The following is a 13652-nucleotide window of genomic DNA, read 5'->3' as shown; positions in this document are numbered from 1 at the left end:
AATGCTTATTTTTAACAAAGTGTTAATAATCATTGTCCGGAATCAGTCCTTGATTATTATTGGTTGGAGTTTGCTGTTGCTGTTCTTTTTTCTTCTTTTCTTCCTCCTTTTTCTTTTTTGCTTCTTCTTCCTTGGCTTTCTTTTTGTTTTTCTCCGATTCTTTTTTGCTCGTGAAGTTCATATAATCAGGATTCAAATAAGAATCTTGAAGATCATCAGACGTTTTTGATGCTCTTTCTATTTTATTAGCCTTAAACAGTTTGTTTACCAATTCACTAAAAGTATCAAAATCTACTTCATACGAAATACCGACACCTTGTGTATAACCAATTCCTTGTCCTATATAATTGATATCATTTTCTTTATTGAATAATCGGAGGTTCATTGTACCATCTTCATTTACTCGGTATAAAATTTCAATATCTCCCACAATAGCCGATTCGTTTACACCACCAACAGGAACTCCAAGCTTTCCATTAATCGTAATTCGTTCATTAACCTGAGACGAAATATTAGCCACAAACTGACCATCTACTTCCTGTCCCATTCTTCGATCTGCTGCAATATAATTTAAATCGATATTTACTTTATCATTGTCTGATTTGATAATTCCTCCAAGCAAACTTGATGCAGTTTCTGTTAATGTTCCTGAAAAATCGCCCTGACTAAATCCGTCTGTACTCATAAACGAACCTGTCGACAGTAAATACAAAGCTTGTGTCTGACGAATATCCTTATCGTCTAATTTATATTGTATTTCTGATTTTAAAACGTTACTTACGGATGGAAACTGAATATCGAAATTAGGCTCTGGGCTTGCTAAATCCCCTCTTAATCCAATCACTACTTCCACAGGTACTTTTTTATTGAACGAAGAAGTATTATCTAAAAGTACTGCCGGATTGGCTTGCGTTTTGTAAACTGCTTCTAAATTCAACTGAGCACGCATCGGGTTCCCTTCCCAAATAATAGAACCACCTTTTTTAACAGCAAACTTTTTATCGATAAGTCCGCCATATTTAAAGTTATACGTTCCCTCATATGCCTGGAAATCTCCCCACATATTGAACTTTCCTAAAGTATTGATTTTAAACAAAAGCGATCCATATCCTTTTCCTTTCATACCGTGTCCAGAATTTCGGTCCAGAATAACTTCTACTTCGGCATCTGGTGTAATGTCAAAATCAAACTCCAGTTCAAGTCCGTTGTAGTTTTTTGTCTTTTCTACAATTCCGTTGGCCTGATTGTATTTTTCTTTTGGAGTTACAAAATGAATCCAGCTGCTTTCCCCAACACTTTGTGCATTATTAATAGGTATCTTAACCTCTGTCCCTTTTTCAGATTTGGCATCAACCTTAATAAACAAACTTTCTACAGGTCCTCGTATACTTGCCGATCCGTTTATAAAAGCTGTTCCAAAATAAGCAGCATCATCACTGTCTTTGGTATCTAATGCTACCAATCGCTTAGACGTAATGTTTAGATCTAATTTCCAATCACCAAAGTTCTTATGCTCGATACTTCCGTTTAACAAACCTTTTGTTCCGTATTTAGTATCTGTCAGCTGATTATTTCGAAACAGGAATTTTTCATTCGTCAAATCAATTACCGTTCGATCACTCAACTCATAATCTGTATTTAGGTACGGAATTGTCATTCCGGCTTTCTCAACATACAAACGCCCGTTTATATCTGGTTTTTTCAAATTCCCAACAACAGAAGCATTTCCTGAAACGGAACCACGAATATTCGACAAAACGTCACCTCCAATAGTTCCTAAAGTAGCAAGATTAAATCCTTCTAGTTTCAAACTCATATCCATGATGGTTTCTTTGTTTTCTATAGCAAAATTTCCGCTTGCTCTAAAAGACTCTGTAAAACCATTTTGTATAGACGAATTAACCGTGAATTTTCTAAAAGTTTCATCTCCTGAAATATCAAAATTGAGCGTACCAAGCTCCGTCTTATTCATGACAAGATGATCAATCTTAATCGATGCTGTGGGCTGATAAACATTTTTATTCTGCTTATAATTGACACTTCCGTTCAAATTACCATCAAAAACAAATTTGGAATTTGCTGGAGTAATTTTATTAATATCAACATCTTCAAAGTTCAGCACCAGATCTTTATAATCGCTGCCCTTAATTACTCCATTTAAATCAATCTTCTGATTTTCATGAGATAAAATGATATTATCAATTGTAAAGTTTTTAAAATACTGATCAAAGACAATTTGATTATCATTTTCAGATTTTTCGTTTAAATACCAGATGTAGTCTTTAAACTTCATCTCAGACTTCTTGATTCCGACAATATTATTTTTGTTTTTATCAATTGTATGAAATAAATCTATATTGAAATAATCTTCACCCTGATTTCCTCCTTTAAATTCAGAACGCACAAACAAAGTATCTTTTGCCGTAACATTGATCAAATTAAAATCACGGATCTTATAATAAGGCGTCTTTATACTATCTAACTCTACATAAGCATTGTAAAGCGCATTTTTATTATCAATATTGATACGAATATTATCGAAAATATTTTTGGCCGCTGTAATTTTTTGCGATCTAAAACGGAATTTAAATTCCTGTAAATCCGAATCTATTTTACCTCTAACAACCGTAGAAGAATCAATATTAATCTCTGGATAAAGCATTTCTACCACTTTATCATAGACACGGAAATTGAATCGTAAAAACTGTCCTTTTCTTACTTTATAGGGTTTGTAATTGGTATACAAACTTCCAACAGAGTTCATAACCAATTTATCTAACTGATCGAATCTAAATTTACCAACGATTTTTCCGTCAACAACATCGTTCGAACTAATCGTTATCGTTCTTAATCGATCGGCATCAAAATTAGAACTCACTGTTACGTCATCAAAAACATAACTCGATTTTGGATTTTGATACACAACATCATTCAAGTATATATTTCCTTGAAGATTTTCAATCGAATTTCCAGTAACCTGAACCACAACATCTCCTTTGAAATTGGAAATCGAATCGTTAACAAATTTTAGTTTTCTTAAATCTGAATTTTCTACATTAATATGAAAATCATAACGGTTTTCTCTTTTACTCAAATCAAGTAAACCATCAAAAGTTAAATTCAGATTAGGATCATTAACCGCAATCTGTCCTTTATAATAAGGCAGTTTAAAATTCCCATTAACTACGATATTATTATAAGTGTACTTATTGTAATCGAGTTTAGAAATATCTCCTTTAACAATGGTGTTGAGATATTTTTCTGTAAACCCAACTCCATCAACGTCTAGATTTAAAGTTGTTCTTCCAACATCTTTTCGATTTAAGACAGCTCCAACATCAAAATTGTTCAGAATAATATTTCCCGAATACGAGGCTTTATCAATAAAATCCATATTATTCATATGAAGATCAACTTGTCCGTCTCCGAGATCTGTTCCAATTTTAAAATCTGTTTCGAGTGCGGTTGTCGAAACTTTTGCTTTACCGACAATATTAAATTTTCCGATTCTTTTAAGTTCAATTGGAAGTTTTTTACCCAAAACTTCGGGAAGCAAAATCACTAAATCATCATAACTAGAAAGTAGTTTGTCAAACTTTCCATCCATAGAAAATTTCTGGGTTTTACTGCCCAAAAGATTTCTGAAATTAATAGTTCCGTTGATTTTTGATCCGTTAGTATCGCTCAATCTTAATTTAGAAAGCATCATGTTATTTAACGGACCGTCTAATTTTGTTTTAAGCTTAAAATGCTGATTTTTACCTAAACCATCATAAAAATGACGAATATCATTCGTAGCAATTGAAGAGGAATCAATTACAACATCAAATCGAACTTTATCTGTAAAATCAAGAAAATCTTCTGGTTTATAATTTAAAACTGCCAAACCATAAATTGAAGATCTTTTGGTTTTAATGGCAAGATTTTCAACTTTAATCTGTTTTTTGGTATAACTAAATTTCCCAGCAAAATTAGAAACATACAAACCGCGATGGTCCATAAATGAGAAACGATGAATCGTAGTATTTACATCTGGCCCATACAATTTAAAATCACTTATATAAGCATTTAGCTTTGTAAAATCTAGAAATTTAGGAGTCGTTTTGTTTTCATCAACTACAGAAAATCTTCCTCTTTCGATGTAACCATTTTTTGCAGTTAACAGGAAATGTTTTGTTGATTTTTTCTTAGGCGTATTGTCAACTTCAAAAGCCTTAATAAACTTATTGATATTGTTTTCGTCTTCGCCTTTATAGGTTTTCAAATTAAAAATCAAACCTGTTAAACGTAAATCTCCAAAAATTAAATCTCCGTCAAGCAATCTACTGAAACTGGCAATATCTGTGGTGATAATATCAGAGTAAATCAATGTTTTTTTATGGTGATCGAGGATGGTAACTTTCTTCAGTTTAACACCTCCAAAAATATTAATTGCTGTTTTTTCGACATTAATATTTACTTTATAATCTTCGTTTAATCTATTTGTGACATAGTTCGCAATTTGAGTCTGAACTATAGGAAGTGATAATGTGATAGCCACTACCAACAAAAGTAAAATCAACCCAATTAGAGTTCGTGATATTATTTTCTGTACTTTTTTGATAGCTTCTTTAATTTTAGTTTTCTTTTAAATTTATTTTGAACAGACAAAGAACGGCTGTTTTTGATAAAAATTCTTTAATTTTGGGGCCACTGCTTAAATCAAATAAATTTAACAATTTGATTTGTCAAATATAATTCAAAATTTGTGCCTTTATATGCAAAATCAAGAGGTTTTTATTCTAGCCATCGAAAGTTCATGCGATGATACTGCTGCCGCGGTTTTACATAACGACAAAGTATTGTCAAATGTTGTAGCCAATCAATTAATTCATAATCAATACGGGGGTGTTGTTCCTGAATTGGCTTCGCGAGCACATCAGCAGAATATAGTACCTGTAATAGATGCTGCACTTTGTAAAGCAAATGTACAAAAAGAACAGTTAAGCGCAATCGCATTTACACAAGGTCCTGGATTAATGGGATCATTATTAGTAGGAACTTCTTTTAGTAAATCTTTATCATTAGCATTAAAAATTCCTTTAATTGCTGTAAATCATATGCATGCTCATATTCTGGCTCATTTTATTGATGAAGAAGGATATGACAAACCCAAATTTCCGTTTTTAGCGTTAACAATCAGCGGAGGCCATACTCAGATAGTAAAAGTGAACAGCTTTTTTGACATGGAAATTATCGGAGAAACTACAGATGATGCTGTAGGTGAAGCTTTTGACAAAAGCGCTAAAATCCTTGGACTTCCTTATCCAGGCGGACCTTTGATTGATAAATACGCCAAAGAAGGAAATCCGAAAGCATTTTCTTTTACCAAACCAAAAGTACCTGGATTAGACTTTAGTTTCTCAGGATTAAAGACAGCCATTTTATATTTCATTCAAAAAAACAAGCAGGCAAATCCTAATTTTATTGAGGAAAACCTGAATGATATCTGTGCTTCTATTCAGCATACGATTATCGAAATTTTAATGGATAAAATAAAACAAGCTGTAAAAGAAACCGGAATTACACAAATTGCCATTGGTGGAGGTGTTTCTGCAAATTCAGGAATTAGAAGCACTTTAAAAGAAACCGAAAGCAAATACGGTTGGAAAACCTTTATTCCGAAGTTTGAATATACTACAGATAATGCGGCCATGATTGGAATTGTAGGCTATCAAAAATACTTATCAAATCGTTTCGAAACTTCTGCTGTGGTTTCTAAAGCAAGAATTCAATTTTAATCATGCAGTTATTTTTTAATCCGAATATAGACGAAAATACCGAAAGTTTTTCTTTTGATAAAGAAGAAAGCCGTCACATTATAAAAGTGCTTCGAAAAAAAGATTCTGATATTCTTCATGTTACCAATGGTTTTGGATTATTGTTTGAAACCCAGATTACTTTGGCTTCTGACAGTAAATGTACTGTTGAAGTACTTTCTATAACCAATGCAGAAAAACCAAAATTTCATCTGCATCTGGCGGTTGCACCTACAAAAATGAATGATCGTTTTGAATGGTTTCTGGAAAAAGCAACCGAAATCGGAATTCAGGAAATAACGCCTATTTTTTGTGATCGTTCTGAACGAAAAGTAATTAATAGAGATCGTTTCGAAAAAATTATTCTTTCAGCAATGAAACAATGTAACGAAACTTTTTTGCCAAAATTGAATGAAGCTATTTCGTTTAAAGAGTTTGTAAAACAGCAAAAAAATGGATTACAGTTAATTGCACACTGTGAAGAAACCGATAAAAAATCACTGAAAGAGGTTTTAAAACCAAATGAAGATGTAACCATTTTAATTGGTCCTGAAGGTGACTTTTCTGAGAAAGAAATTGCATTGGCGCTTGAAAACAATTACAAGCCTGTAACTTTAGGAAACACTCGCTTGAGAACAGAAACTGCAGCTGTTGTAGCTTGTCATAGTGTTGTATTCTTCAATGAATAAATTAACCACAAATTTTGTCATCCTGAGGAACGAAGGATCACATATTTGCTTAACAACGATTGTCGACATTCTTTGCGGAGTTCCTAGTGTGATTCCTCGTTCCTCGGAATGACAAAAAACATTAAAGAATATCAGACCATTTAAATTATTATGAAAAAAATATTTTACTTACTCTTATTGATTTCTGTTTCTTCTTTTTCACAAGAAATTGCTTTGCTTAAATACAGCGGAGGTGGCGACTGGTATGCCAATCCAACTTCTTTGCCAAATCTTATCAGTTTTTGCAATGCCAATATTAATACCCGTATAAAAAACAAACCTTCTACGGTTGAGCCAAGTAATCCTGATTTATTCTCCTACCCTTTTGTTCACATGACTGGACACGGAAATGTCGTTTTCAGTGATTCTGATGTAACCAATCTTAGAAATTATCTTACTGCAGGAGGATTTCTTCATATTGATGATAATTACGGTATGGATCAGTTTATTAGAAAAGAAATCAAAAAAATATTCCCTAATAATAGTTTAGTCGAAATTCCCGCAAATCATCCTATTTTTCAGAAACCATTTCCTTTTCCAAACGGATTACCAAAAATTCATGAGCATGATGGCACTCGTCCACAAGCTTTTGGAATTTTCATAGAAAACAAACTAGTTTTACTTTATACATATGAATGCGATTTGGGCGACGGCTGGGAAGATACTGAAGTACACAATGACCCTGCAAATGTGAGAGATAAAGCTTTAAAAATGGGCGCAAACATTATTAATTATATTTTTACCAATTAAATTTTAGAAAGTGCAACTGACTCACGAAGAAAATCAATTTGAGAGAAAAACTTTTCCCATTACTTTAGTTTGCGATCATATTTATTTTCAGCAAAATATTGGTTCTTTATTTAGAATTTCAGAGGCTTTTGGAGTAGAAAATATTATCTTTTTTGGAAAAGATATTCCGCTGACACCACGCAAAATAAATAAAACTTCACGTAGTACACATCTTCATGTGGCACATTCTGTAATTGAAGAATTTACCGAATTAAAATCTTTTCTTTTAGAAAATGATTTTGAAATCATTTCTCTTGAAATAGCTTCAAACAGCAAACCTTTAAAAGAAGTTATCCTACCAGAAAATAAAAAAACAGCTCTTATAATCGGCAGCGAAATAAACGGAATATCTGAAGAACTTCTTCAACTTTCCCATCAAATCGTTCATATCAATATGTTTGGTAAAAACAGCAGTATGAATGTTGTACAAGCGGCAAGTATAGCACTTTACGAACTTACTTCTTTGTAAAAATTCGAACTCTAATGACTTCTTTTTAAAAACATTATTTCCATTTTTAATGAAATAGTCTTGTTTTAAATCGTCGTTGAAATACAAATATTTACGACAAAATACATTTAAACAAATAAAACAAAGGAAAAATCTTACTAATGTGTAGGTTTTGATTTTTAGAGAAACCAGCATCTACAAGGGGTTCTAAAAATTCTTACAAAATAACTGTTATAAAATTTTTCTGTAATTTATTTTTGTTATAAAATTGCGTCAATGTTTAACTAATCAACATTTTTATAACAAAAACCCAAATTATTATGAAAAAAGTTATTATTACCACATTTGCAGCTTTAATGCTGTTTGCTTGTCAAAATGAACAATCTGAATCTGCTAACTCAGATACAGTTGCAGCATCACGAAGAGGATGTGCAACCCAAGAAGTTTTGGAAGCACAATTAAAAGCCAATCCTGCCTTAGCCATTAAAATGAACGAAATTGAAGCTTTTACAGCCAAACATTCTATTGGCAATTTTACAGGCCGTTTGGTAAATGGCAAAATCGAAATTCCTGTTGTCGTAAATGTACTGTACAGAACAACTGCACAAAACATTTCAGACGCACAAATTCAATCACAAATTGATGTATTAAACAAAGATTTTAATGCTTTAAACTCCGATTACAACAATGTACCTGCTTTATTTTCTGGAGTTAAGGCAAATATTGGAATTACATTTAAATTGGATCAAATCATTAGAAAATCGACTACCAAAACTTCTTGGGGAACAAATGATGCTATGAAAAAAACGGCTCAAGGCGGAATCGCTCCAACTTCTCCAACCACAAAACTAAACCTTTGGTCTTGTAATATTGGAGGCGGAATTTTAGGTTATGCTCAATTTCCAGGTGGCGCTTCTTCTACTGATGGAGTAGTTATCGATTCTCGTTATTTTGGATTATCTGGTGCTGCAAATGCTCCGTTTAACCTAGGAAGAACGGGAACTCACGAAGTGGGTCATTGGATGAATTTACGTCATATTTGGGGAGATGCAACTTGCGGAAGCGATCTTGTTGCAGATACTCCAACTCATAACGAAGAAAACTATGGTGTACCAGCTTATCCGCATTACAGCACTTGTTCAGGAACACCTGTAGAAATGACAATGAACTACATGGATTATGTGGATGATGCGGCAATGTACATGTTTTCAACAGGTCAAAAAAACAGAATTTCGGCAATATTTACATCTGGAGGCGCAAGAGCTGCATTTGCACAATAATTGCTAACAAAAACAATATTTAAAGCGAGATCTAATACATCTCGCTTTTTTTGTTTAGACCATAATTTTAAAATGCTTTTTGCTATATTTATATTCTAAATTTTAAACATGATCACGTCAAAAACTATTTCGAACGGAATTTTAAGAGCTTTAGCAACTATCTTAATTATTGGTATCGTTTTATACTTTTTATACAGCATTCAAACCGTAATTGTTTACTTATGCGTTTCATTGCTTTTATGCTTACTTTCAAATCCGCTGATTTTATTTTTAAAGAATAAACTAAAATTCAGCAATACCATGGCGGCCTCAACTACGATTATTCTTTTCGTTTTTCTAATTGTAGGTTTTATTCTTTTGTTTGTTCCTTTAATTATTTCGCAAGCCAATAATTTGGCGTTATTAGATACAGCACATCTTCAGGAAAAATTTATGGAAACAGAAACTCATCTTGAAGACTATTTCAACATTCAGCACATCGATTTAAATAAAGTTATAAAAGATTCTAAACTGACTTCGGTATTCGATTTCAGTTATTTTACCGGATTTATCAATTCAATCATCAATTTTATGGCCGATATGGGAATGGGATTGGTTTCTGTATTCTTTATTACTTTCTTTTTTATTAAAGATCAGGCCATTTTTAAAGATCAAGCCAGAAGAATACTTCCTGATTCTAATGAAGATAAAATTTTAAATTCTATTACGAAAATCAATCATTTATTGACACGTTATTTTATTGGTTTACTACTGCAATTGATTGTCGTATTTATTCTTTATTTGATTGTATTATTAATTTTTGGAAATAAAAATGCCTTTGTAATTGCTTTTTTATGTGCAATTTTAAATATCATTCCTTATTTAGGACCAATTATCGGAACTACATTAGCCGCAATTTTAACTATGATCAGTATGATCGGAATGGATTTTCAATCAGAAATACTTCCAAAAACAATTTACGTTGTTATTGGCTTTTTATTGGTTCAGGCAATTGACAATAATATCAGTCAGCCGATAATTTCTTCAAAAAGTGTAAATTCGCACCCGTTAGAAATATTCTTGATCATCTTAATCAGTGGTATCACATTTGGAATTGTCGGAATGATTATCGCAGTTCCGGCGTTTACCATGATTAAAGTAATTTTAAAAGAATTTTTCCCTAACAATAAAATTGTCTCCGTATTAACCGAAAGAATTTAGTTTTGAACACTTCTATTTTGCATCCGGATATTCAGAAATTTATAATTCAGAATACCGGTGCAGACCTTACAAAATTGGCGCTTCAGAAAAACCCTTTTCCTGAAGTCGACTGGATTTTAATTTTAAATCAAATTGAAGCCCGATCAAAAGCAAAAGATAAGCTTCCGACTTGGTTTGCTGCAGAAAACATTATTTATCCAAGTAAAATTTCGGTAGAACAAACTTCTTCTGAAAAAACTGCCGCTTACAAAGCCAATTTGATGTCTGGTGAAACTTTAATTGATCTTACAGGCGGTTTTGGTGTTGATGATTATTATTTTTCGAAGAAGTTTAAATCCATAACACATTGTGAAATAAACGAAGAATTGTCCGGAATTGTAAAACATAATTTCGAAAAACTTCAAGTTAAAAATTGTACTTTTTATTCGGGAGATTCTATTCATTTGTTGGAAGAAACCAATCAAAAATACAATTGGATTTATATTGATCCTTCACGAAGAAATGATGCAAAAGGCAAAGTTTTTATGCTTAAAGACTGTCTGCCAAATGTTCCTGAATTATTAGATTTTTATTTTGAAAAAGCAGATCGTATTTTAATTAAAACTGCTCCATTATTAGATATTTCGGCAGGATTATCAGAACTTAAAAATGTAAAGAACATTCATATCATTGCGTTGGAAAATGAAGTAAAAGAGCTTTTATTTGAAATTCACAAAAATTATTCTGGCGAAATAAAAATTAAAACTGCCAATATTTTAAAAGAAAGCATTGAGACTTTTGAATTTATTTTAGGTGAAGATTCTTTCTCTCTTTACGATTTTCCAAAAAAATATCTTTACGAACCCAATTCGGCCATTATGAAGTCGGGAGGATTTGATGAAATAAGCACCGCTTTTCAAATTGATAAATTGCATAAGCATTCACATTTATACACTTCAGAAAATTTAATTGATTTTCCTGGACGAAAATTTGAGATTCAAAAAGTCATTTCGTACAATAAAAATGAAATGAAAAATGAACTCTTAAATCAGCAGGCCAATATCACGACTCGTAATTTTCCTGAAACTGTAGAAAACATTAGAAAAAAGTGGAAAATAAAAAATGGAGGTAATTTATATTGTTTTTTTACAACAGATGTAAAAGATAACAAAATAGTTTTAATTTGCAGCAAAATAATCTAAACAATGAAAAAACTATTTACACTAACTATTTTCTTATTAACCATTACCGCATTTGCACAAAAACCATGTGAATACAGTGTAAATGTAAACGATTCAATTGGATCTTATAAAGTAACAAATGAATATCTAATGAGTGAAAAATATTTTGGCGGAAGCTTTAATTATATTTTTTTCTCACTGGCTCAAACTGACGGATTGCCAACGTTGAATCTTCAATCCATTCAAAAAAGTAAAGATTTTATTAAAGCAAATTGTTTTGATAAGAATTCGAAAATCTTTTTACAATTAGAAAATGGAAAGATTGTAACACTAATGCACATCAATCAGGAAAATTGCGGAACATTGGTTCGCGACGAAAAAGGATTTGACAATCGAATTAATACCGGAATTTTCATGTTCATGAAAGACAATTACGAAGAGCTTAAAAAATCACCGATTTCAATCATGCGAATTAAATATCTTACCAACATAGAAGATTATATTATAAAACGTGAACTTACTTCTGAGCTAACCGGCAAGGTTACAAATCCGAATACTTATTTCATGGAAAACATAAGATGTGTTGAATAATTAATCACATTTCCATTTTTGGTTGGCCACTTTATCTTTTAATCCTGTTTTTAAATTGTAATGCCACCATTCTGAATCAAAGGAATTGAAGCCATTTTTTATCATCGTACTTTTCAAATAAGCTCTTTTAGAAAGAATTTCTTTTGAAAGTTGTTTGAAATTATGACTGGCCTGAATTCCAAAAAAATCAAAAGGAGTACCCATATCGACTTCTTTACCAGTTATATCAACTATAGAAATATCAACGGCTCCTCCTCTATTATGGATGGAGCCTTTTTTTGGATCTGCCACATATTCTGGATTTGATACAATCTCCCACATTTTTTTCTGAATGTCCAAAGGTCTGTAACAATCATATAATTTTATTCGGAAACCTTTTTTCAAAAAATCTTTGTTGGCTGCAATTAAGGCTTTAACCGTTTTTAAACGAAGCATACATTCTGCACAATCATAGACTTTTGCTTTCAAGAAATTATCCTCGGTCGCGTATTTCATATCATAGATAAAATCATTGCTGTAATCTCTTAATTTTACAAATGTTGTATCTGAAATGTGTGAATCTGTTTCACTTGTATACGTCTCATGTTGCGCTTGTAATGATGAAAAACAGAATAAAAAACCAATTACTAATTTTGAAAAATGCTTCATTTTTTCCTAATTTTTAAAAAATGAAATTAAGCAAAAAAACTCAAAACGATGTCTATTCTTAAGTCTTCTTTCAATCAAAAAACTATTGTTTTGGCTTTTACAAAGGTTTAAATCTTCTTTTAAAAGAAATTTAATTTTAATATCTTTATAAAAATCAGCCCTTTACAGGTTTGTAAATTGTAGTATTAATTCTAAAAACAGTTATTATGAATTTCAAAACCAAATATATTTCTTTAGTCTTGCTGAGTAGTTTCTTATTGGTTTGCTGTAAAAAAGAAATTATAAAAAGTGTTCCTACAACCGATTCTACTTCCATCAAAACAGAAGCTTTAAAAACCGACAGCACTGTAATGAATCCGACAGATTCTCTATATAATTTAGTAGACAAAAGTGTGATTGGTACTCATTTTTTAACCAAAAGCAGCTTAGCTCCGAGATTAAAAAAGTTAATGGGAACAGAAGATTACGATCAAATGGTAAAATACTGGAATACAGAAACGCCTTTTGAAAAACAAGAAAACATACTTCATGCCTGGGGATGTAAACAACACGATTGCAATACTTATTCTTATGATCTTTATATTGATGTTAAAAACAATAAAATAAATGTCTATAAGTTCACTGAATCAAAACTTACTGTTCTTAAAGAAGATAATTTTGATATTGAAATAAAAGACAACTTTTTGAAAGATTTGAATATTAAAAAAGAAAACGCCGTTACTAAGGATAAGAAATAAAATCTGCTTTACTAATTAATTCAGCATTTCTTCTTTGCGTTTTTTTATATTAGCTGTTGCTAAATTCAATTTCAAATATCAATGTCAGAACCAGAAACATGGAGCGAAGTTTATCTTCAAAAACATAGTTATTTTCAAAATGTAGAAAAAGTACTTGCTACAAACCTAGGTCTTTCTGAATTGAAAAGTGGTAAACTGATTATCAGAAATGAAAAAGGAATTCGCGAAAATGAAATAGAAATAGATCATGTCTGGATTGTTAACATAGCCAAA

Annotated in this window: 12 protein-coding genes; 10 read left to right on the top strand and 2 right to left on the bottom strand. The window is 31.6% G+C overall.

Annotation, left to right across the window (positions count from 1 at the left end; translation table 11 throughout):
• Positions 1-22: 22 nt before the first annotated feature.
• A complete protein-coding gene (locus VGE71_RS21695; RefSeq protein ID WP_331140190.1) occupies positions 23-4561 on the bottom strand; it encodes a translocation/assembly module TamB domain-containing protein in 4539 nt (1512 codons plus the stop codon).
• A gap of 196 nt (positions 4562-4757) precedes the next feature.
• Here VGE71_RS21695 and tsaD point away from each other — a divergent pair, with 196 nt between their 5' ends.
• The 8 genes from tsaD (at position 4758) to VGE71_RS21655 (ending at position 11994) form a co-directional block, all read left to right on the top strand.
• The gene (gene tsaD / locus VGE71_RS21690) at positions 4758-5780 is read left to right on the top strand and encodes a tRNA (adenosine(37)-N6)-threonylcarbamoyltransferase complex transferase subunit TsaD (RefSeq protein ID WP_331140189.1); all 1023 of its coding nucleotides are present in this window, start codon (positions 4758-4760) and stop codon (positions 5778-5780) included.
• A 2-nt stretch (positions 5781-5782) separates the two neighbouring features.
• A complete protein-coding gene (locus VGE71_RS21685; protein WP_331140188.1) occupies positions 5783-6487 on the top strand; it encodes a 16S rRNA (uracil(1498)-N(3))-methyltransferase in 705 nt (234 codons plus the stop codon).
• 150 nt (positions 6488-6637) lie between these two features.
• Positions 6638-7276, top strand: coding sequence for a DUF4159 domain-containing protein (locus VGE71_RS21680; RefSeq protein WP_331140187.1), 639 nt, complete (start codon positions 6638-6640; stop codon positions 7274-7276).
• A 10-nt stretch (positions 7277-7286) separates the two neighbouring features.
• A complete protein-coding gene (locus VGE71_RS21675) occupies positions 7287-7784 on the top strand; it encodes a TrmH family RNA methyltransferase (RefSeq protein ID WP_331140186.1) in 498 nt (165 codons plus the stop codon).
• Between the two features lie 299 nt (positions 7785-8083).
• Complete coding sequence (locus VGE71_RS21670; protein WP_331140185.1) at positions 8084-9043, top strand: zinc metalloprotease; 960 nt, start codon at positions 8084-8086, stop codon at positions 9041-9043.
• Between the two features lie 108 nt (positions 9044-9151).
• Positions 9152-10243 (top strand): AI-2E family transporter, encoded by a 1092-nt coding sequence (locus VGE71_RS21665; protein ID WP_331140184.1) that lies wholly within the window; start codon positions 9152-9154, stop codon positions 10241-10243.
• A 2-nt stretch (positions 10244-10245) separates the two neighbouring features.
• Positions 10246-11424, top strand: a complete 1179-nt coding sequence (locus VGE71_RS21660; protein ID WP_331140183.1) for a THUMP-like domain-containing protein — start codon at positions 10246-10248, stop codon at positions 11422-11424.
• A 3-nt stretch (positions 11425-11427) separates the two neighbouring features.
• On the top strand, positions 11428-11994 hold the full coding sequence (locus tag VGE71_RS21655) for a hypothetical protein (RefSeq protein WP_331140182.1): 567 nt from the start codon (positions 11428-11430) through the stop codon (positions 11992-11994).
• Here VGE71_RS21655 and VGE71_RS21650 read toward each other — a convergent pair whose 3' ends face one another.
• Entirely contained in the window at positions 11995-12642 is a 648-nt protein-coding gene (locus VGE71_RS21650; protein ID WP_331140181.1) for a M15 family metallopeptidase, read from the bottom strand.
• 206 nt (positions 12643-12848) lie between these two features.
• Between VGE71_RS21650 and VGE71_RS21645 the strand changes: the two genes are divergently transcribed.
• Both VGE71_RS21645 and VGE71_RS21640 read left to right on the top strand, forming a co-directional pair.
• A complete protein-coding gene (locus tag VGE71_RS21645; protein ID WP_331140180.1) occupies positions 12849-13379 on the top strand; it encodes a hypothetical protein in 531 nt (176 codons plus the stop codon).
• Positions 13380-13460: 81 nt separating this feature from the next.
• Positions 13461-13652, top strand: a 192-nt coding sequence (locus tag VGE71_RS21640; RefSeq protein WP_331140179.1) for a hypothetical protein, incomplete at its 3' end; no start/stop codon positions are given.

It is taken from the genome of Flavobacterium sp. (assembly GCF_036405015.1).
Taxonomy (GTDB): domain Bacteria; phylum Bacteroidota; class Bacteroidia; order Flavobacteriales; family Flavobacteriaceae; genus Flavobacterium.
The sequence above is the reverse complement of the archived record's forward strand: the minus strand, read 5'-3'. Positions and strand labels throughout refer to the sequence as shown.